Genomic DNA, 19,444 nt, shown 5'->3' on the forward strand with positions numbered 1-19,444 from the left:
GCTCACGGCTGCCGCTCGGGCACCGGTGCCGGCGCCACGAGCCGGTGCACGGGCGGCTCCCGGAGGGTGCTCACCATCAGGCAGGCCAGGCCCGGCATGAGGATCAGCGGAAGCAGGGCCGTACGCAGGGACGTCGCGTCGGCCAGCGCCCCGATCAGGGGGCCGGCGACGCCACCCACGCTGACGGCCAGCCCGAGGGTGATCCCGCTCGCCGTGCCCATCCGCGACGGCAGGTAGTCCTGGCCGAGCGTCACCTGGAGCGAGAACGGGACGTACAGGCTCGCGGAGGTCAGCGCCACGAAGAGGTACAGGGCGGGCCCCGGGACGAGCACCGTGCCCGCGACGGCGACGATGCCCGCCAGGTACGCGCCGCGTACCACGGCGACCCGGTCGAACCGGGTGGCGAGCCGGCCGCCGAGCACCGTGCCCACCGCGCCGCCGAGATAGAGCACGGACAGCGCCACCGTGCCCGACGTCGTACCGCCGCCCGTGCGCTGCCGGGCGTAGAGCGCGATGAACGTGCCCAGGCCCATGAACGCCACCGAGCGGAAGGCCACCGCGCACGACAGCTTGACGAACGACCTGGTGTCGTCGTGCTCCCGCTCCACCGGCGGCGCCTGGTTCCCCTTGCCCGCCGCCACCTCCGCCCTCGCCAGGGCGCGCAGCACGGGCAGGCACAGGACGCTGCCCACCAGGGCCGGCAGGATCAGCAGGGGCGTGAAGCGCAGGCCCCCGGTGGCGACGGCGGCCGTGACCATGAACGGGGCGGCGGCGAAGCCGATGTTGCCGCCGAGCGAGAACCAGCCCATCGCGGTGTGGCTGCCCAGGGAGGCGATCCGCGCGACACGCGCGGACTCGGGATGGTAGGCCGCGACCCCGACGCCCGACACCGCGACGAACACCAGGGTCAGGGCGTACGAACCGCTGAGGCCGCTCAGCGCGACCCCCGCCCCGCCCAGCAGGGTGCTCACCGGCAGCAGCCAGGGGAGCGCCCACCGGTCGGTGAGCACGCCGAACAGCGGCTGGGCGACCGAGGACAGCAGCGACGCGGCGAGCACGATGCCGGACGCCACCGCGTAGGTGTACGACCGCTCGGCGACGAAGAAGGGGATGAGCGCGGCCACGGAGCCCTGGTAGACGTCCACGCAGCCGTGCCCGACCGACAGCATCAGGATCGTTCTGTTCGCTGGCACCTCGTCATCGTCACGGCCCCGCACCCCGTCGCGCTTCCGATAATCTGCCGACCGATGCCGGAATTCCGCCACCTGCCGACCGCCCCCACCCGCAGCCAGTGGGTCGCTCCCGGGGCCGCCATCGACGCCCACCGCCACGACGACCACCAGATCGTCTACGCGGCCCGCGGGGTGCTGGCCGTCACCACCGGGGCCGGCACCTGGGTGGCGCCCGCCAACCGCGCGGTCTGGGTGCCCGCCGGGACCGTCCACGCCCATCACGCCCACGGCGGACTCGAACTCCACCTGGTCGGGCTGCCCCCGGCGGAGAACCCGCTCGGCCTGGACGAACCCGCCGTACTGACGGTCGGCCCCCTGCTGCGCGAACTGATCCTCGCCTACACGCGTGCCCCCGGTGACGGGAGCCCGGCCCGCGCCCGACTGCGCGCCGTCCTGCTCGACCAGTTGCGCGCCTCGCCCCAGACGCCCGTGCACCTGCCCGCGCCCACCGCCCCCGCGCTGCGGGCCCTCTGCGCGCTCCTGCACGCCGACCCGGGCGACCCGCGCCCGCTCGCCGAGCTGGGCCGGGAGATCGGGGCGAGCGACCGCACCCTGTCCCGGCTGTTCAGGAGCGACCTCGGGATGACGTTCCCCCAGTGGCGCACCCAGCTCCGCCTCTACCGCGCGCTGGTGCTGCTCGCGGAGGGAACCCCCGTCACCACCGTGGCCCACGCCTGCGGCTGGTCGTCCGCCAGCGCCTTCATCGACGTGTTCCGCCGGGCCTACGGCCACACACCCGGCGCCCACCTGCCGCGAGGAGGAGCGGAAGGGCGATGAGGGGCGCGGCCCGTTCGGGTAGTGTGACCCCTCCCGACGACGGGACCGACCCAGGAGGTGAGACCCATTACCGCTTCAGCAGGCTGGGCGCTCACTCCCAGGATCTTTCGTTCGGCTCACCGGGCCTGAGCGATCGCGGAGCGCCCCTCGGTCATCCCGAAAGGCTCCGCCCCATGCAGGAATCCGCCCCACCGCTCACCTTCGCCACCCTCGTCACCGAACTCCGCGCCGCCGGCTGTGTCTTCGCCGAGGACGAGGCGGAGCTTCTCCTCTCCACGGCGTCCGGGCCCGCCGGACTCGCCGCCATGCTGGAACGCCGCGTCGCCGGCCTGCCACTCGAACACGTCCTGGGCTGGGCCGAGTTCTGCGGGCTGCGGATCGAGGTGGACCCCGGGGTCTTCGTGCCCCGCCGGCGTACGGAATTCCTCGTACGGCAGGCGGAGGCCCTCGCACCCGACCGGGCGGTCGTCGTCGACCTCTGCTGCGGCACGGGAGCCCTCGGCCGGGCGCTCGCCTCCTCGCTGTCCGAGGTCGAACTGCACGCCGCCGACGTCGAACCCGCCGCGGTGCGCTGCGCCCGGCGCAATGTGGGCGCACGCGGGACCGTCCACGAGGGCGACCTCTTCGCGCCCCTGCCGCCGTCGCTGCGGGGCAGGGTCGACGTCCTGCTCGCCAACGTGCCGTACGTGCCCACCGAGGACGTGGAGCTGCTGCCCGCCGAGGCGCGGATCCATGAGCCGCTCGTCGCGCTCGACGGCGGCGGTGACGGGCTCGACGTGATGCGGCGCGTCGTCGCGGAGGCGACCGACTGGCTGGCGCCCGGGGGCAGTCTGCTGATGGAGACGAGCGAGCGGCAGGCGGCGCGTGCCGAGGAGACGGTGGGAAGCGGCGGGCTGACCGCCCGCGTCGTCGTCTCCGAGGAGCTGTACGCGACCGTCGTCATCGGCACCCGGCCCCGCTAGCCGGGGCTTCAGCCCGGGGCCGGGGGTGCCGGGGCTCAGGCGAAGAGCCAGCGCGTCTGGCCGTACGGGTCGCCCTTGGCGAAGCCGAAGGCCGTGCGGGGGGCCACCGCGAAGACCTCCGCACGGCCGCCCGCACCGTTGGAGAACATGCCGTCGGTGACGCCGAAGTGCCAGTCGGCGCCGTACTTCGCCTCCCACCCCTCGGCCAGTGCGATCAGCCGCGGCTCGTCCGTCACCCGGGCGGCCCGGCCCTCGACCACCACGTCGAACCCCTCGGTCAGCGTGTTGGCGCCGGTCGTCAGGACGACCTCCGGGTTGGCCGCCAGGTTGCGCGCCTTGCGCTCCGAGGGCCCCGTGCAGAAGTGCAGCGCGCCCTGCGACCAGAGGCCGATCAGCGGGGTGACGTGCGGGCGGCCGTCGGGCCGGACCGTGGACAGCCAGTACAGTTCCGCGCGCTCCAGCAGCACGACCGCCTCGGCCCAGGGCCGGGCCCTGGCGCCCTCGCTGCTGTAGTGCGGGTCCAGGGCGGTCTCAGCGGCGTCGGTGGTGTCCTTCTCCGGCATTCCGGGCCTCCATGAGCGGTGTCGAGGGCTGCGGGGTCTCTTTCCCGATCGTCCCCGCGAAGTGCGGACTCCGCCCCCGCTCCGAAATCATCGGCGGGGGCCAAGGGCTGTCCCGCGATTCCTGGTGGATCAGCGCGCGGCGTCAGATGGTGGGGGCACCTCCCACGCCGTTCAGGCTGTGGGGGAACATCGCAAGGCGGAGGGGCGCCCGCATACTGGATGTATTCGGGTGGTCCGACAACGCGGCGAGGTGCCGTAGCTGTCGTCGTGCGCCCGCCAGGAATTGCGGGACAGCCCTTAGGCTCGAAGGGCGGACATGTGGGATCGGCGGGCAGGAGACACAGGATGACGACGGTGCCGGGGCGCAGAAGCAGTACGTTCACCCGACTGCTGCGGCACGGTTTCACCGACCCGTCCGCCGCCGAGAGGCTGCTGGACCTGCCCGAGCTCTCCACGGTACGCGCGGACCCCGTCCTCTTCGAGGCACTCGGGGCGACCGCCGACCCCGATCTGGCCCTCCAGGGCCTCGTACGGCTCGTCGAGGCCGAGGAGGCGAGCGAGCGGCAGATCCTGCTGGACACGCTCGTCACCGCCAAGCCCCTGCGGGACCGGCTCCTGGGCGCGCTCGGCGCCTCCGAGGCGCTCGGGGACCACCTGGCACGGCACCCCCGCGACTGGCAGGTGCTGGTCACCTACGAGGCCACCGACCTGCACCCCGGCGTCCCCGAGTTCGAGGACATGCTCGGCGACGCCGTCGACCCGGACTCGCTGCGGGTCGCCTACCGCAGGTCCCTGCTGTCCATCGCCGCCCGCGACGTGTGCGGGACGACCGATGTCGCGCAGGTCGCCGCCGAGCTCGCCGACCTGGCGACGGCCACCCTCCGGGCGGCGCTCGCCATCGCCCGCGCCGACGCGCCCTCCGACGCCGCGCAGTGCCGGATCGCCGTCATCGCGATGGGCAAGTGCGGCGGACACGAGCTGAACTACGTCTCCGACGTCGACGTGATCTTCGTGGGCGAGCCCATCGACGGCGCGGAGGAGAGCGGCGCCATGCAGGCCGCCACCCGGCTCGTCGCCCATCTGATGCGGATCTGCTCCGACACCACCGTCGAGGGCACCATCTGGCCCGTCGACGCCAACCTGCGCCCCGAGGGCCGCAACGGACCGCTGGTGCGGACCCTGTCCTCACACCTCGCGTACTACCAGCGCTGGGCGAAGACCTGGGAGTTCCAGGCGCTGCTCAAGGCCCGGCCGGTCGCCGGGGACCCCGAGCTCGGAGCGGCGTACGTCGAGGCCGTGTCCCCGCTGGTGTGGCAGGCCGCGGACCGGGACAACTTCGTCGGGGACGTACAGAAGATGCGCCGCCGCGTCGTCGACAACATCCCCGTCGACCGTGTCGACCGCGAGCTCAAGCTCGGCCCCGGCGGGCTCCGGGACGTCGAATTCGCCGTACAGCTCCTCCAGCTCGTCCACGGCCGCAGCGACAGCTCCCTGCACGCCGGCTCCACCCTGGACGCCCTGCGGGCCCTCGCCGACGGCGGTTACGTCGGGCGGGCGGACGCCGCGCAGCTGGACGAGGCCTACCGCTTCCTGCGCGCCATGGAGCACCGCATCCAGCTCTACCGGCTGCGCCGCACCCACCTCGTCCCCGAGGACGAGGCCGACCTGCGCAGGCTCGGCCGCTCCCTCGGCCTGCGCACGGACCCGGTCGCCGAGCTCAACCGGGCCTGGCGCAGGCACGCCTCCGTCGTGCGGCGGCTGCACGAGAAGCTCTTCTACCGGCCGCTGCTGGACGCCGTCGCCCAGCTCGCGCCGGGCGAGAGCCGGCTCAGCGCCAAGGCCGCGGTCGTCCGGCTGGAGGCCCTCGGTTACGCCGATCCCGCCGCCGCGCTGCGCCACCTGGAGGCGCTGTCCTCGGGGGTCTCGCGCAAGGCGGCGATCCAGCGCACGCTGCTGCCGGTGCTGCTCGGCTGGTTCGCGGACTCCGCCGACCCGGACGCCGGGCTCCTCGGCTTCCGCCAGGTGTCCGACGCCCTCGGCAAGACCCCGTGGTACCTGCGGCTGCTGCGCGACGAAGGCGCCGCCGCCGAGAATCTCGCCCGGGTCCTGTCCGCCGGCCGCCTCGCCCCCGACCTGCTGATGCGGGCCCCCGAGGCCGTCGCCATCCTCGGCGACCCCGAGGGCCTGAAGCCGCGCAGCCGGAGCCACCTGGAACAGGAGGTGCTGGCCGCGGTCGGCCGCGCCCCCGGGGCCGAGGCGGCCGTCGCGGTGGCCCGAGGGGTACGACGGCGGGAGCTGTTCCGTACGACGGCGGCCGACATCATCGGCTCGTACGGCACCGAGGACAACCCGGCCGAACCCGACCCCGGCGCCCTCGTGGACCGGGTCGGCTCCGCGGTCACCGACCTCAACGCCGCAACCCTCTCCGGGGCCCTGCGCGCCGCCGTACGGGAGCGGTGGGGCGACACCCTGCCGACCCGGTTCACCGTCATCGGCATGGGCCGCTTCGGCGGGCACGAGCTGGGCTACGGCTCCGACGCGGACGTGCTGTTCGTGCACGAACCCCGCGAGGGGGTCAGCGACGAGGAGGCGGCCAGGGCGGCGAACGCCGTCGTCACGGAGATGCGCCGGCTGCTGGAGCTGCCGACCGCCGACCCGCCGCTGCTCATCGACGCCGACCTGCGCCCCGAGGGCAAGACCGGGCCGCTGGCGCGCACCCTGAAGTCGTACGAGGCGTACTACCGGCGCTGGTCGCTCATCTGGGAGAGCCAGGCGCTGCTGCGCGCCGACCCGGTGGCCGGTGACGAGGAGCTGGGCCGTGCCTTCGTCGAGCTCATCGACCCGCTGCGCTATCCGGCGGAGGGGTTGGGCGACGACGCGGTCCGCGAGATCCGGCGGCTCAAGGCGCGCATGGAGTCCGAGCGCATGCCGCGCGGCGCCGACCCGACGCTCCACACCAAGCTGGGGCGCGGCGGGCTCAGCGACGTCGAGTGGACGGTCCAGCTGATGCAGATGCAGCACGGCTCGTCGGAGCCCGGCCTGCGCACCCCGCGTACGCGAGAGGCGCTGGCGGCGGCGTGCGCGGCGGGACTGATCCCGGCCGAGGAGGCGCAGACCCTGGACGAGGCGTGGGTGCTGGCCTCCCGCGTACGCAACGCGGTGATGCTGGTGCGGGGCCGGCCGGGCGACACCTTCCCCTCGAACCCGCGCGAGCTGACCGCGGTGGGCCGGTACCTGGGCTACGAGCCGGGGCACGTGGGGGACATGCTGGAGGACTACCGGCGGATCACCCGGCGGGCCAGGGCGGTCGTCGAGGAGCGCTTCTACGGCGCCGCGGGCTGAGCCGCAGGGCCCGTCGCCCGGGCCCTCGGCCGCTCAGTCGCCGGACGGGTCCGAGCCCCGCACGCCGGCCCCGGCCCGGGACGGCTCCTCCTCGCGCACCGGTCCGGGCGCCCGGGCGGGAGCCCTGCGCAAGGCGCGCAGACGGGCCGGGCCGGGGCGCTGGACCCGCTTCGGCAGCCGGTGCGGCAGCGACCCGTACCAGGCGTAGGAGAGGGCGACGCCGAACGCCAGGCAGGCCATCCCGCCCACCGCGTCCAGCCAGAAGTGGTTCGCCGTCGCCACGATCACGACCAGCGTGGCCACCGGGTACAGCGCGCCCAGGATGCGGGCCCAGGGGGCGGTCGCCAGGACGCAGATGGTCAGACCGCACCACAGGGACCAGCCGATGTGCATCGACGGCATCGCCGCGTACTGGTTGGACATGTGCTTGAAGTTGCCCGAGGCCATCGAGCCCCACGTCTGGTGCAGCATCACCGTGTCGATGAAGCCGCCGCCGCGCATCAGCCGGGGCGGCGCCAGCGGGAAGACGTAGTAGCCGAGGAGGGCCACCGCCGTGGTGGCGAAGAGGATCAGGCGGGCGGCCGCGTAACGGCCGGGATGGCGGCGGAAGAGCCAGATGAGCACACCGATGGTCACGATGAAGTGCAGCGTCGCGTAGTAGTAGTTCATCGACACGATGAGCCATGTCACCGAGTTGACGGCCCGGTTGACGGTCTCCTCGAAGGCGAGGCCGAAGGTGTGCTCCAGGGACCAGATCCAGTCGGCGTTCCGCAGGGCCTCGGCCTTCTGCTCGGGAACGGCGTTGCGCACCAGCGAGTAGAGCCAGTAACTGACCGCGATCAGAAGGATCTCGAACCACAGGCGCGGGCGGCGCGGGGAGCGCAGCGAACGGAGGGTGGGGCGCACGCGGCGCACGCGTGACAGGGCCGTCGCTCGTGTCGAACCGGACACCGTCCTCCCGTCCGCTACGGGTGACGGGGTGGCCGCCGTGCGGTCTTCCTGTGTGGTCACGTGCGATTCACCCATAGGCGCAGAGTCTGCCAGATACGTCCCCCTCCGCCCGATGATCCTCCGGTCGGGTTCCGGTCGCACATTCAGTGCGTCACCGGGCGGTGCCGGGCGCCGGGGAAGGGCCCGGACCCGAGGCGGTTGAACCGCGTACGACCAGTTCGGGCATGAACACGAACTCGCTGTGCGGAGCGGGCGTGCCGCCGATCTCCTCCAGCAGGGTGCGCACCGCAGCCTGGCCCATCGCCGTGACCGGCTGCCGGATCGTCGTCAGCGGCGGGTCGGTGAAGGCTATGAGGGGCGAGTCGTCGTACCCGACGACCGAGAGATCGCGCGGCACCTCCTTCCCCAGCCGGCGGGCCGCCCGGATCGCACCGAGCGCCATCATGTCGCTCGCGCACACCACCGCGGTGCAGCCGCGTTCCATCAGCGCCGACGCGGCGGCCTGGCCGCCCTCCAGCGTGTACAGGGAGTGCTGGATCAACTCCTCCACGGCGTCGGCGGTGAGATCCAGCTGCTCCCGCATCGTGGCGTGGAACCCCTCGATCTTGCGGAGCACCGGCACGAAACGCTTGGGTCCGACCGCCAGACCGATGCGCTGATGCCCCAGCGCCACCAGGTGCGTCACCGCCAGCCGCATCGCCGCCCGGTCGTCGGGGGAGATGAACGGGGCCTGCACCTTGGGCGAGAAGCCGTTGACCAGCACGAAGGGGACGCCCTGGGCGCGCAGTTGCTCGTAGCGCTGCATGTCGGCGGAGGTGTCGGCGTGCAGTCCGGAGACGAAGATGATCCCGGAGACGCCCCGGTCGACGAGCATCTCGGTGAGCTCGTCCTCGGTGGAGCCGCCCGGCGTCTGCGTCGCCAGCACCGGCGTGTAGCCCTGCCTGGTGAGCGCCTGGCCGATGACCTGGGCCAGCGCGGGGAAGATCGGGTTCTCCAGCTCCGGCGTGATCAGGCCGACCAAACCGGCGCTGCGCCGGCGCAGCCGGACGGGCCGTTCGTACCCGAGGACGTCGAGCGCCGCGAGGACGGATTCACGGGTGGCCGCAGCGACACCGGGCTTGCCGTTCAGTACGCGGCTGACCGTCGCTTCGCTGACCCCCGCCTGAGTTGCGATATCGGCAAGCCGTGCGGTCATGGCAATGGACTGTACCGGGCGCGTGTCGGATTGCCCACCATGCGCGGGATCCGGGCAGTCCGTCCCGGCGTTCACCGGCCGGCGGCCTCCGGGCAGCAACATCTTGCAAGCCCTTGCGGGCCTCGTACGGCCGTCCCGGTCGGATGGTCGTACCGCCGCCAGGGCGTGCCTGGCCAGGCACGGGCAGGGAGAACGGGCCGCCGTCAAGAGGCTTGACGGCAACCTTGCGGACACGCCAATGTAACGATCAGCAGCGCTTGCAGAAATCTTCCGCAAGGTCTTTCGGTCGTCTTTCATCCTTGTTACGTTCACGTCGACCCGGCGCCGCGACGGAGCGGTACGGCAGTTGAAGGAGTTCAGATGCGACGTGGCATAACGGCCACCGCCCTGGTCGCGACCCTGGCGCTCGCGGCGACCGCGTGCGGAAGCGACGACGAGACCGGCGGGAGCAAGAGCTCGGGCGAGCTCTCCGGCACGGTGACGTGGTGGGACACCTCGAACGTCGGCAGCGAGGACAAGGTCTTCAAGAAGATCGCCGAGGGTTTCGAGAAGAAGCACCCGAAGGTCGACGTCAAGTACGTCAGCGTCCCCTTCGGTGAGGCGCAGAACAAGTTCAAGAACGCGGCCCAGGCCGGCTCCGGCGCCCCCGACGTCATCCGCTCCGAGGTCGCCTGGACCCCCGAGTTCGCCGACCTCGGCTACCTCGCCCCGCTGGACGGCACCGCGGCGCTGAAGGACCAGGACGACTTCCTCAAGCAGGCCGCCGCGTCGACGAAGTACAAGGGCAAGACGTACGCCGTCCCGCAGGTCATCGACTCCATGGGCATCTTCTACAACAAGAAGATGTTCGCGGACGCCGGCGTCGAGCCGCCCGCGAAGATCGCCGACCTGAAGACCGTCGCGAAGAAGATCAAGGACAAGACCGGCAAGACCGGCCTCTACCTGCGCGGCGACGACTCGTACTACTTCCTCTCCTTCCTCTACGGCGAGGGCGGCGACCTGGTCGACGCCGACTCGAAGACCGTCACCGTGGACAACGCCGAGGGCGTCAAGGCCTTCGGCGTCGTGAAGGACCTCGTCGAATCCGGGGCGGCGAAGACCGACGCCACGGACGGCTGGGAGAACATGATGTCGGCGTTCAAGAACGGCGACGTCGCGATGATGATCAACGGCCCCTGGGCCGTGGCCGACACGCTGACCGGCAAGCAGTTCACCGACAAGGCGAACCTCGGCATCTCCACGGTGCCGGCCGGTTCCGCCGCGCAGGGCGCCCCGCAGGGCGGCCACAACCTCGGTGTCTACGCGGGCTCCAAGAACCTCGACGCCTCCTACGCCTTCGTCGAGTACATGACCTCGGTCGAGGCGCAGGCGCAGACCGCCGGTGAGCTCAACCTGCTGCCGACCCGCACCTCCGCGTACTCCAAGAAGGAGGCCGTGGACAGCGAGATCGTCCAGTTCTTCAAGCCCGTCGTCGAGAGCTCGGTCGAGCGCCCCTGGATCCCTGAGACCGGCAGCCTCTTCGCCCCGCTGAACGTCGAGTACACCAAGGTCCTCACCGGCCAGACCACACCGGAGAAGGCCGCCAAGGCGACCGGCGACTCCTACCGCAAGCTCCTCAAGGGCTGGAAGTAACTCAGGAAGGCAGGCCGACTGATGGCTGTCCACACCAGCCAGTCGGTGGCGAAGGCCGCGGGCGACGACGTCGCCCGCGGCCGGAGCCGCGGTACTGGTAAATCCGCTCCACCGAGCCGGCTCCGGCGCGCCCTCTCGGTCCACTGGTACGCCTGGACCATGGTCGCCCCCGTCGTGCTCGTGATCGGCGTGATCATCGGCTACCCGCTGGTCCGCGGCATCTGGCTGTCGATGACCGACGCCGACGAGCGCAACGTCGCCCGGTCCATCGGCGTGAACAAGATGCCCGCCACGTACGAGTTCGTGGGCCTGGACAACTACGCCGACGCCCTGACCGGCAACCAGTTCCTCGGCACGCTCGGCTGGACCCTGGTGTGGACGGTCTCCTGTGTGACCATCACCTTCTGCCTGGGCATGGCCCTCGCCAACATCCTCAACCGCAGGATCGTCGGCCGCTCCGCCTACCGCATGGCGCTGATCCTGCCCTGGGCGATCCCCGGCTTCGTCTCGGTCTTCGCCTGGCGCTTCCTCTACAACGAGAACAACGGCCTGCTGAACAAGATCCTCGGCGGTGCCGGGATCGACGGCATACCCTGGCTGAACGACCCCGCCTGGGCCAAGTTCTCCGTGATCGCCGTCAACGTCTGGCTCGGTGTGCCGTTCATGATGGTCGCCCTGCTCGGCGGACTCCAGTCGATCCCCTCCGAGCAGTACGAGGCCGCGGAGATGGACGGAGCCACCGCCTGGCAGCGCTTCCGCCACGTCACGCTCCCCGGACTGCGCCCGGTCTCCACCACGGTGGTCCTGCTCTCCACCATCTGGACCTTCAACATGTTCCCGGTGATCTTCCTGCTGACCCGCGGCGGACCCGGTGAGGCCACCCAGATCCTGGTGACCCAGGCCTACAAATTCTCCTTCGAGATCAGCCCGCGCGACTTCGCGCAGTCCTCCACCTGGGGCGTGCTGATCCTCGTACTCCTGATGCTCTTCGCCATGGTGTACCGGCGAGTGCTCCGCACGCAGGGAGACAACTGGTGACCACCGCTACGGCAACCCCCGCCCGCCACGGCGCCCGCAAGGTCCGCAGGCGCGGCGAGCGTTCACCCGCCGCTTCCCTGGCCCTGCACCTCACCCTGATCGTCACCTCGGTGATCGCGGTCTTCCCGGTGCTGTGGGTCCTGCTGACCTCGCTGAAGCCCGCGAAGTACGCGTCGACCACGAGCTTCTTCAAAGAGACGACGTTCGAGAACTACACGAACCTGATCAAGGACACCGAGTTCCTGAGCTGGTTCGCGAACTCCGTGATCGTCGCGGGGCTCTCCACCGTCATCGGTGTGTTCGTCTCCGCCACCACCGGCTACGCCGTCAGCCGCTTCCGCTTCCCCGGCAAGCGCGGCCTGATGTGGACCCTGCTCGTCACCCAGATGTTCCCGGTCGCCGTCCTCATCGTGCCGATCTACAACATCATGTCGACGATGGGCCTGCTCAACCAGCCGGCCGGCCTCGTCATCACCTACCTCACCATCTCGGTGCCCTTCTGCGCCTGGATGATGAAGGGCTTCTTCGACACGATCCCGCGCGAGATCGACGAGTCGGGCCAGGTCGACGGGCTCACCCCGTTCGGCACGTTCTGGCGGCTCATCCTGCCGCTCGCCAAGCCCGGCCTCGCCGTCACCGCCTTCTACTCCTTCATCACCGCCTGGGGCGAAGTGGCGTACGCCTCCGCCTTCATGGTCGGTGACGAGAACCTCACGCTCGCCGGCGGACTCCAGAAGTTCGTCAACCAGTACGGCGCCCAGTGGGGCCCGATGACCGCCGCGTCCGTGCTCATCGCGATCCCGGCCGCCCTGGTCTTCCTCTTCGCGCAGAAGCACCTGGTCACCGGCATGTCCGCCGGAGCCGTCAAGGGCTGAGCGTCATGAGCTGACGCGTCATGGGCCGACGCACAGCCCCGCACGACCGTACGACCGCACCCGTCAGGGCGGCGCCGGATCCCCGACCCGGTCCCGGCGCCGCTCCCCACCCAGACACCCCAGGGACGACATGACCCAGCACCTCGCTGCCCCCTCCACCGGCACGTCCGCCGACGCCCCGGGCCACCCCACCGGCTGGTGGCAGGACGCGGTGATCTACCAGGTGTACCCGCGCAGCTTCGCCGACGGCAACGGCGACGGCATGGGGGACCTCGCGGGTGTCACCGCGCGGCTCCCGTACCTCCGGGACCTCGGTGTGGACGCCGTCTGGCTCAGCCCCTTCTACGCGTCGCCGCAGGCCGACGCCGGCTACGACGTCGCCGACTACCGGGCGATCGACCCGATGTTCGGCACGCTCCACGACGCCGACGGGCTGATCCGTGAGGCCCACGACCTGGGCCTGCGCATCATCGTCGACCTGGTGCCCAACCACTCCTCCGACCAGCACGAGTGGTTCAAGCGCGCCCTCGCCGAGGGCCCCGGCTCGGCCCTGCGCGAGCGCTACCACTTCCGCCCCGGCAAGGGCACCGACGGCGAACTCCCGCCCAACGACTGGGAGTCCATCTTCGGCGGCCCCGCCTGGACCCGTACCACGAACCCCGACGGCACCCCCGGCGACTGGTACCTGCACCTCTTCGCCCCCGAGCAGCCCGACTTCAACTGGGAGCACCCGGCCGTCGCCGACGAGTTCCGCTCCATCCTGCGCTTCTGGCTGGACATGGGCGTCGACGGCTTCCGCGTCGACGTCGCGCACGGCCTCGTCAAGGCGGAGGGCCTCCCGGACCTCGGATCGCACGACCAGCTGAAGCTGCTGGGCAACGATGTCATGCCGTTCTTCGACCAGGACGGTGTGCACGCGATCTACCGCAGCTGGCGCACGATCCTCGACGAGTACCCCGAGAACAAGGGGCCCGAGGGGCCTTCGTCGGAAGGGCGGCGGTGGGCGACGGGCGGGCGGATCCTCGTCGCCGAGGCGTGGACGCCCACCGTCGAGCGCACCGCCAACTACGTACGCCCCGACGAGATGCACCAGGCCTTCAACTTCCAGTACCTGTCGACCGCCTGGGACGCCGCCGAGCTGCGTGAGGTCATCGACTCCTCGCTCGACGCGATGCGTCCGGTGGGCGCCCCCACCACCTGGGTGCTCTCCAACCACGACGTCACCCGCCACACCACCCGCTTCGCCAACCCGCCGGGCCTGGGCACCCAGATCCGTACCCCCGGCGACGGCGCACTCGGCCTGCGCCGGGCCCGCGCGGCGACCCTGCTGATGCTGGCCCTGCCCGGCTCCGCCTACGTCTACCAGGGCGAGGAGCTCGGCCTGCCCGACGTCACCGACCTGCCCGACGAGGCCCGCCAGGACCCGTCGTTCTTCCGCGCCGAGGGCCAGGACGGCTTCCGCGACGGGTGCCGTGTCCCGATCCCGTGGACCCGTGAGGGCAGCTCGTACGGCTTCGGCAGCGGGGGCAGCTGGCTTCCGCAGCCCGACAGCTGGGGCTCGTACTCCATCGAGGCGCAGGCCGGCACGGAGGGCTCCACCCTGGAGCTGTACCGCGCCGCGATCGCCGCCCGGCGCGCACACCCGGGCCTCGGCGCGGGCACCGACGTCGAGTGGCTGGACGCCCCCGAGGGCGTGCTCGCTCTCGGCCGCCCCGGCTTCGTCTGCACCGTCAACACGACGGGCGCCCCCGTGCGGATCCCCGCCCCCGGCACCGCGCTGCTCGCCAGCGGCCCGGTGACCGTGGACGGCACCGTCGTCGAGCTGCCCGCCGACACCACGGTGTGGTGGACGGTGTGACCGTCCCCGCACCCAGGACCGGACCGGCGCTGCGGCTCTCCGACATCGCCGGCCAGGCCTCGGTCAGCGAGGCCACCGTCAGCCGGGTGCTGAACGGGAAGCCGGGCGTCGCGGACACCACGCGTCAGCGGGTGCTCGCGGCGCTCGACATCCTCGGTTACGAACGGCCCGTACGGCTGCGGCAGCGCAGCGCCGGACTCATCGGACTGGTGACGCCCGAACTCACCAACCCGATCTTCCCCGCGTTCGCCCAGTCCGTGGAGCAGGTGCTGGCGGGGCACGGCTACACGCCCGTGCTCTGCACCCAACTGCCCGGCGGCGCGACGGAGGACGAGCTCGTCGAACAGCTCGTCGAGCGGGGTGTGGGCGGCATCGTGTTCCTGTCCGGGCTGCACGCCGACACCTCGGCCGACCCGGCGCGGTACGCGGCGCTCACCGAGCGCGGCGTGCCGTTCGTCCTGATCAACGGCTACAACGAGCGCATCAGCGCCCCGTTCGTCTCGCCCGACGACCAGGCCGCCGTACGCATGGCCGTCAGCCATCTCGCCGAGCTCGGGCACCGGCGGATCGGCCTGGCGATCGGACCGCAGCGCTACGTGCCCTCCCGGCGCAAGGCCGACGGCTTCGTCGACGCGGCCGTCTCGGTCCTGGGCATGGACCGCGAGGAGGCCGAACTCCTGGTGTGCTCCACGCTGTTCGGTGTCGAGGGCGGCCAGGTCGCGGCCGGCGCCCTGCTCGACCGCGGCTGCACCGGCATCGTCTGCGGCAGCGACCTGATGGCCCTCGGCGTGGTCAGGGCGGCCCGGGGGAGGGGCCTGGACGTCCCGCGTGACGTTTCCGTCGTCGGCTTCGACGACTCCCAGCTGATCGCCTTCACCGACCCGCCCCTGACCACGGTGCGCCAGCCGGTGCAGGCGATGGCGGCCGCTGCGGTGGGGGCACTGCTGGAGGAGATCGCCGGAAGCCCCGTGCAGCGCACGGAGTACGTGTTCCAGCCGGAGCTGGTGGTACGCGGCTCGACGGCGGCGGCGCGGGGCGCCTGACCGGGCGCGTGGCGGGTGAGTGCGGGGCCGGGTCCGGAGGGGGGACCCGGCCCCGCCGCGCGTCGAGGGCTCACGCGGCGCCCTTGCGGCCCGAGCCGAGCGCGGCGGTGGCCCTGTGGTTGGCCTTCAGCAGGGCCGGGACGAGGACGTAGACGGCTGCGGGGACGACGATCGCCGTCATGACCAGCGTGCGCAGCGCCAGCGGCAGATGCGCGGTCCAGGGGCCCAGGAGCAGGAAGGCGGCCGTGATGGTCGGGTAAACGGCCAGCCAGGTGAGCAGGGCGCGGCGGTGCACGGACGGCACGGCCTGCGGGGCCGCCTCGGTCGCTGTCGCGGCGGCGGGCACGGCGGTGGCGGCGGTGAGCGTGGTCATGGGGTGGGTCCTTCCGGCTCGTGGGCGTACGGCCGGGGACCTCATCCCCAACCGGATGGTTGGAGTTTGGCACGGTCGCGTTCCGATGTCCAACCGTCTGGTTGGAGTCGGGGTATCGTGGGGTCATGGCCTGGGACACCGCACGCACCAGACAGCTCCTTCTCGACGCCGCCGTCGAGGAGTTCGCCGAACACGGCCCGCAGGGCGCCCGCGTCGCCCGGGTCGCGACGCGGGCGGGGGTGAACAAGGAGCGGATCTACCAGTACTTCGGCAACAAGGACCAGCTCTTCGGCGCGGTCCTCGCCTCCGAACTGGCCAGGCTGGCCGCGGCCGTCCCGCTCTCCGCCGAGCAGGCCGAGGACCTCGGGGACTACGCCGGCCGTGTCCACGACTACCACCGGGCCCACCCGCACTTCGCCCGGCTGCTGACCTGGGAGGGCCTGCAACAGGGCACGGGAGAGGCGGACGGGGCCCTCGCCGCGGAGGCCGAACGGGCCACCCACTACGCCGAGAAGGTCCGGGCCGTCGCCGCCGCCCAGGACGCGGGCGCCCTGACCCGGGACGCCGACCCCGCCCGACTGATGTACGCGGTGATCGCCCTCGTCAACGCCTGGTTCATGCTGCCCCAGGTCGCCCGCCTGCTCCTGGCCTCGACCCCGGACCCCCGTCCGGCGTCGGACCGCGACGCCCTGGTCCTGCTGGTCCGGCGGCTGACCGCACACGGCGCCGGTCCCACGGGCGCGAACAGAACCGTCTGAGCGGCGGCGGGCGGCACTGCTCTCAGACGCCCTGGCGCCGGCAGGCCACGACGATCACGAGCAGGACGAGGGCGATCCCGAGCACCGTCAGGTACGGGAACGCGTTGGGGTTCTTCTGGTTGATCTCCACGATGCCGCCGAGGGCGAGCCGGGGATGACGTTCGGCGTAGTGGGCCGCCGCGAGATCGCCGACCTCGGATTCGGTGGTCCACCGGGTGGCGAACCTGCATTCGCCGCACCGGTACCGGTGTGCCATGGCAACTCCTTGGTGCTGTACGAGGTAAGGGAGGCTGGACGGGTGGCCGGTGTGCGCTCCCCCGTTGCGCCGGCCGCGTCCCGGGGGACGCGGGCGACGAACGTGCACACCGGCCACGTCGGGCGGTGGTGCCACCGTGCGGCGACGGCGACACCACGCGGGGACGCCGTGGTACCGGCGTCAGTCGCGCTGCGGCACGTCCTCGTAGAGCGCGGTGTCCAGCAGCTTCCGTAGCTGCGCGTCCGGGTGCTGGCCGACCTGCACCAGCAGGTTGGTGACGAGGGAGACGTAGCGGCCGTCGTCCATGGTCAGGGTGAAGGTCTGGTAGCCCGGGACACCACCGGAGTGCCCCCGTGCCGTACCGCCGCAGGAGGGGTCGAACGTCTGGAGGCCCAGGCCGTACCCCGTGTCGGTGCCCACCTGCCGTGCGGTGCGCATCTCGGCCACGCTCTTCGCGGAGAGGACCTTTCCGTCGTCGAGCGCCTGGTAGAAGGCGCTCAGGTCCTCCAGCGTGGAGATCATGGAGCCCGCGCTGCTGAACAGCGAGGGGTCGTACGTGACGGCCGGCGTCCAGACGTAGAGGGGGCCCACCCGGACGCCGTGGTAGCCGTTGACGGCGGGCGTGGGAAGGGTGCGGTCGCCGGGGGCGGGGAAGCGGGTGTGGGGCAGGCCGAGCGGTTCGATGACGCGCTCGGTCACGGCCTTGTGCACCGGCTGCCCCGTCAGTTTCTCGACGAGCATCCCGAGGACGTAGTAGTCGGTGTTGGAGTAGGTGAAGCCCTCACCGGGGGCGGAGACCGGGGGCGAGGCGTCCAGCGCGTACCGCACCAGCGTCGACAGGCTGAAGGTGCCGTCCGGGTTCGACGGAGGCGTCTTCAGCCCGGGGGAGGGGGTGTAGGCGCCGAGGCCGCCGGTGTGCTGGAGCAGGTGGCGCACGGTGATGCGGGTGCCGTCGTAGCCGTTGCCGGTGACGACACCCGGCAGGTAGTCGTCGATCGGCGTGTCCAGGGAGACGCGGCCCTCCTCGACGAGTTGGAGCACCACCACCGCTGTGAAGGTCTTGGTCTGACTACCGATGCGGAGGTATTCGTCGGCCTTGATCGGCCGGTCGGCGTTGATGGTCCCCGTACCCGTCGACAGGGTCCAGGACTCGGTGCCGTTTCCGGCGTGGACGGCGGCGCCGGGCCCCGCCGCCGCCTGGAAGGCCTTCAGCGCGGCGAGCGTGTCGGGGTGGTCGGACCCGGCGGTGGCGGCGTGAGCCGCCGGGCCGGACAGCGTCAGCACCGTCGCGCACACGGCGCCGACGAGTGAGGCCAGTTTCATCGTGTTCCTGGAGTTCCTGGAGTTCCTGATGGTCATGCGGTGTCCGTTCCTCGGAGAAGGGGCGTGCTCGGTCGGGTCCGTGCCGGTCCTGCGGGATCAGTTGTTCGTGGCGGCCTCGAAGGCGGCTTCCAGGCGCGGGATGTAGTCCGCGTAGGCGGGGCCCCAGCAGCTGTACGTGTGGCTGCCGTCGCACCGGGGCGACAGGGAGGCGCCGTTGCCGTAGTCGACGAGCCGGCCGGGGATGCCGAGCTGGTCCAGGCGGTTCTTGACCGTGTGGGCGGCCGACGCCGTGTTGGCGTCGATCAGGCCCTGGTTTCCGGTGTAGAGGGTGACCCCGGTGTGCTCGAACTCGGACAGGTTGGCCGGGGCGGCGGGGTCGTAGGCGTTCCAGCGGTGGTCCGCGCCCAGGACCGCGTACGGCGAGCCGAAGACCGCATCGCTGTCGACGTACGGTCCGTAGGTCGGGCACTTCTGGCCGGCCGATGTGCTGAGCGCGCACCAGGCGCCCGGCAGGTCGAGCTCGGTGGCGAGCACGGCCGCGCGGAACGTGGCCATGGAGAAGTCGATCCCGCCGGAGAGGGAGGCGGTGTGGCCGAAGAGGTCGGGCCTGGCCTGGGCGTAGTGGAGCGCGCCGGATCCGCCCATGGACAGCCCGGTCACGGCCCGGTGGTCGCGGTCGGGGAGGGTGCGCAGGTTGGCGTCGATGTACGGGACGACCTGTTCGAGGTGGAAGGTCTCCCAGTTGGCCGCCCCCACGGCGGTGTTCTGCATGTACCAGTCGGCGTACCAGCCCTTGAGGCCTCCGTCGGGGACCACGGTGATCATGGCGTCGGAGTGCAGGGCCGGGGCGGCGGCCGCGTCGTCCACGTTGCCGCCGCCTCCGTGGAGGAAGTACGTCACCGGCCATCGCCGGCCGGGATCGTCGGCGTACCCGCTGGGGAGGAAGATCCGGATGCGGTGCGGGCCGGCCACCTCCGGTGTGGTGACGGTGATCGTGAAGTCGGTGCCGGAGTGCACCTCGGTGGCGTCGGCGACCCGGCTCAGGCCGAAGCCGTCCGTGAAGTCGATGCCGGGGACGGCCGGTGTGTCCGCCCGGGCGGCCGGTCCCACGGACACGACCGGCAGCAGTGCCGCGGCGAACAGGACGCCGGCGAGGCGGCGGTGGGTCGATGGGGATCTCAATCCGGTGCTCCCTCGTACGAGACGGCCGGCGGTGGGGTCGGCCGGCACGATCACGATGCGGCCCACCGGGTCCGGAGAACAGGG

At 71.9% G+C, this 19,444-nt stretch carries 17 protein-coding genes; 9 read left to right on the forward strand and 8 right to left on the reverse strand.

Going from position 1 to position 19,444, the window contains the following annotated elements:
- Positions 1-2: 2 nt before the first annotated feature.
- Positions 3-1,193, reverse strand: a complete 1,191-nt coding sequence (locus tag ACZ607_RS02855) for an MFS transporter (RefSeq protein WP_469731048.1) — start codon at positions 1,191-1,193, stop codon at positions 3-5.
- A 54-nt stretch (positions 1,194-1,247) separates the two neighbouring features.
- Between ACZ607_RS02855 and ACZ607_RS02860 the strand changes: the two genes are divergently transcribed.
- Together ACZ607_RS02860 and ACZ607_RS02865 are read left to right on the forward strand one after the other, a co-directional pair.
- The gene (locus tag ACZ607_RS02860; protein ID WP_469731050.1) at positions 1,248-2,009 is read left to right on the forward strand and encodes an AraC family transcriptional regulator; all 762 of its coding nucleotides are present in this window, start codon (positions 1,248-1,250) and stop codon (positions 2,007-2,009) included.
- Positions 2,010-2,182: 173 nt separating this feature from the next.
- Positions 2,183-2,971 (forward strand): putative protein N(5)-glutamine methyltransferase, encoded by a 789-nt coding sequence (locus ACZ607_RS02865; RefSeq protein WP_469731052.1) that lies wholly within the window; start codon positions 2,183-2,185, stop codon positions 2,969-2,971.
- A gap of 35 nt (positions 2,972-3,006) precedes the next feature.
- On the opposite strand, the gene ACZ607_RS02870 is transcribed toward ACZ607_RS02865, so the two are convergent.
- Positions 3,007-3,534 carry a pyridoxamine 5'-phosphate oxidase family protein gene (locus ACZ607_RS02870; protein ID WP_469731054.1) on the reverse strand — a complete coding sequence of 176 codons (528 nt, stop codon included), beginning with the start codon at positions 3,532-3,534 and terminating at the stop codon, positions 3,007-3,009.
- 345 nt (positions 3,535-3,879) lie between these two features.
- On the opposite strand from ACZ607_RS02870, the gene ACZ607_RS02875 reads away from it, so the two are divergent.
- A complete protein-coding gene (locus ACZ607_RS02875) occupies positions 3,880-6,876 on the forward strand; it encodes a bifunctional [glutamine synthetase] adenylyltransferase/[glutamine synthetase]-adenylyl-L-tyrosine phosphorylase (RefSeq protein ID WP_469731056.1) in 2,997 nt (998 codons plus the stop codon).
- Between the two features lie 33 nt (positions 6,877-6,909).
- Here ACZ607_RS02875 and ACZ607_RS02880 read toward each other — a convergent pair whose 3' ends face one another.
- Both ACZ607_RS02880 and ACZ607_RS02885 read right to left on the reverse strand, forming a co-directional pair.
- Complete coding sequence (locus ACZ607_RS02880) at positions 6,910-7,902, reverse strand: phosphatase PAP2 family protein (protein WP_469731058.1); 993 nt, start codon at positions 7,900-7,902, stop codon at positions 6,910-6,912.
- Between the two features lie 76 nt (positions 7,903-7,978).
- Positions 7,979-9,022, reverse strand: a complete 1,044-nt coding sequence (locus ACZ607_RS02885) for a LacI family DNA-binding transcriptional regulator (RefSeq protein WP_469731060.1) — start codon at positions 9,020-9,022, stop codon at positions 7,979-7,981.
- 360 nt (positions 9,023-9,382) lie between these two features.
- Between ACZ607_RS02885 and ACZ607_RS02890 the strand changes: the two genes are divergently transcribed.
- The 5 genes from ACZ607_RS02890 (at position 9,383) to ACZ607_RS02910 (ending at position 15,468) form a co-directional block, all read left to right on the forward strand.
- Complete coding sequence (locus ACZ607_RS02890) at positions 9,383-10,654, forward strand: extracellular solute-binding protein (protein ID WP_469731062.1); 1,272 nt, start codon at positions 9,383-9,385, stop codon at positions 10,652-10,654.
- A 21-nt stretch (positions 10,655-10,675) separates the two neighbouring features.
- The gene (locus ACZ607_RS02895) at positions 10,676-11,692 is read left to right on the forward strand and encodes a carbohydrate ABC transporter permease (RefSeq protein WP_469731064.1); all 1,017 of its coding nucleotides are present in this window, start codon (positions 10,676-10,678) and stop codon (positions 11,690-11,692) included.
- A complete protein-coding gene (locus ACZ607_RS02900; protein ID WP_469731066.1) occupies positions 11,689-12,567 on the forward strand; it encodes a sugar ABC transporter permease in 879 nt (292 codons plus the stop codon). The genes ACZ607_RS02895 and ACZ607_RS02900 overlap by 4 nt, the downstream gene beginning before the upstream one ends.
- Before the next feature lie 130 nt (positions 12,568-12,697).
- Complete coding sequence (locus tag ACZ607_RS02905) at positions 12,698-14,425, forward strand: glycoside hydrolase family 13 protein (protein WP_469731067.1); 1,728 nt, start codon at positions 12,698-12,700, stop codon at positions 14,423-14,425.
- Positions 14,410-15,468 (forward strand): LacI family DNA-binding transcriptional regulator, encoded by a 1,059-nt coding sequence (locus ACZ607_RS02910; RefSeq protein WP_469731069.1) that lies wholly within the window; start codon positions 14,410-14,412, stop codon positions 15,466-15,468. Before ACZ607_RS02905 ends, ACZ607_RS02910 begins: the two co-directional genes overlap by 16 nt.
- A gap of 70 nt (positions 15,469-15,538) precedes the next feature.
- Here the strand turns inward: ACZ607_RS02910 and ACZ607_RS02915 are convergent, their stop codons facing one another.
- Positions 15,539-15,841 carry a hypothetical protein gene (locus ACZ607_RS02915; RefSeq protein ID WP_469731071.1) on the reverse strand — a complete coding sequence of 101 codons (303 nt, stop codon included), beginning with the start codon at positions 15,839-15,841 and terminating at the stop codon, positions 15,539-15,541.
- A gap of 125 nt (positions 15,842-15,966) precedes the next feature.
- On the opposite strand from ACZ607_RS02915, the gene ACZ607_RS02920 reads away from it, so the two are divergent.
- Complete coding sequence (locus tag ACZ607_RS02920) at positions 15,967-16,599, forward strand: TetR/AcrR family transcriptional regulator (protein WP_469731074.1); 633 nt, start codon at positions 15,967-15,969, stop codon at positions 16,597-16,599.
- Between the two features lie 22 nt (positions 16,600-16,621).
- Here ACZ607_RS02920 and ACZ607_RS02925 read toward each other — a convergent pair whose 3' ends face one another.
- The 3 genes from ACZ607_RS02925 to ACZ607_RS02935 all read right to left on the reverse strand — a co-directional run bounded on the left by ACZ607_RS02925 (position 16,622) and on the right by ACZ607_RS02935 (position 19,360).
- Positions 16,622-16,855, reverse strand: a complete 234-nt coding sequence (locus ACZ607_RS02925) for a hypothetical protein (protein WP_469731076.1) — start codon at positions 16,853-16,855, stop codon at positions 16,622-16,624.
- A gap of 180 nt (positions 16,856-17,035) precedes the next feature.
- Positions 17,036-18,214 (reverse strand): serine hydrolase domain-containing protein, encoded by a 1,179-nt coding sequence (locus tag ACZ607_RS02930; protein ID WP_469731078.1) that lies wholly within the window; start codon positions 18,212-18,214, stop codon positions 17,036-17,038.
- A 60-nt stretch (positions 18,215-18,274) separates the two neighbouring features.
- The gene (locus ACZ607_RS02935; RefSeq protein ID WP_469731080.1) at positions 18,275-19,360 is read right to left on the reverse strand and encodes an alpha/beta hydrolase; all 1,086 of its coding nucleotides are present in this window, start codon (positions 19,358-19,360) and stop codon (positions 18,275-18,277) included.
- Between the last annotated feature and the right edge of the window lie 84 nt (positions 19,361-19,444).

This window comes from Streptomyces sp. NPDC104381, assembly GCF_055583745.1.

What these genes read in the sequence shown, in the direction of transcription:
- ACZ607_RS02860 (WP_469731050.1), top strand. Translation starts at nt 1,248, where the DNA reads ATGCCGGAATTCCGCCACCTGCCGACCGCCCCCACCCGCAGCCAGTGG.
- ACZ607_RS02865 (WP_469731052.1), top strand. Translation starts at nt 2,183, where the DNA reads ATGCAGGAATCCGCCCCACCGCTCACCTTCGCCACCCTCGTCACCGAA.
- ACZ607_RS02870 (WP_469731054.1), bottom strand. Translation starts at nt 3,534, where the DNA reads ATGCCGGAGAAGGACACCACCGACGCCGCTGAGACCGCCCTGGACCCG.
- ACZ607_RS02875 (WP_469731056.1), top strand. Translation starts at nt 3,880, where the DNA reads ATGACGACGGTGCCGGGGCGCAGAAGCAGTACGTTCACCCGACTGCTG.
- ACZ607_RS02880 (WP_469731058.1), bottom strand. Translation starts at nt 7,902, where the DNA reads ATGGGTGAATCGCACGTGACCACACAGGAAGACCGCACGGCGGCCACC.
- ACZ607_RS02885 (WP_469731060.1), bottom strand. Translation starts at nt 9,022, where the DNA reads ATGACCGCACGGCTTGCCGATATCGCAACTCAGGCGGGGGTCAGCGAA.
- ACZ607_RS02890 (WP_469731062.1), top strand. Translation starts at nt 9,383, where the DNA reads ATGCGACGTGGCATAACGGCCACCGCCCTGGTCGCGACCCTGGCGCTC.
- ACZ607_RS02895 (WP_469731064.1), top strand. Translation starts at nt 10,676, where the DNA reads ATGGCTGTCCACACCAGCCAGTCGGTGGCGAAGGCCGCGGGCGACGAC.
- ACZ607_RS02905 (WP_469731067.1), top strand. Translation starts at nt 12,698, where the DNA reads ATGACCCAGCACCTCGCTGCCCCCTCCACCGGCACGTCCGCCGACGCC.
- ACZ607_RS02915 (WP_469731071.1), bottom strand. Translation starts at nt 15,841, where the DNA reads ATGACCACGCTCACCGCCGCCACCGCCGTGCCCGCCGCCGCGACAGCG.
- ACZ607_RS02920 (WP_469731074.1), top strand. Translation starts at nt 15,967, where the DNA reads ATGGCCTGGGACACCGCACGCACCAGACAGCTCCTTCTCGACGCCGCC.
- ACZ607_RS02925 (WP_469731076.1), bottom strand. Translation starts at nt 16,855, where the DNA reads ATGGCACACCGGTACCGGTGCGGCGAATGCAGGTTCGCCACCCGGTGG.
- ACZ607_RS02930 (WP_469731078.1), bottom strand. Translation starts at nt 18,214, where the DNA reads ATGACCATCAGGAACTCCAGGAACTCCAGGAACACGATGAAACTGGCC.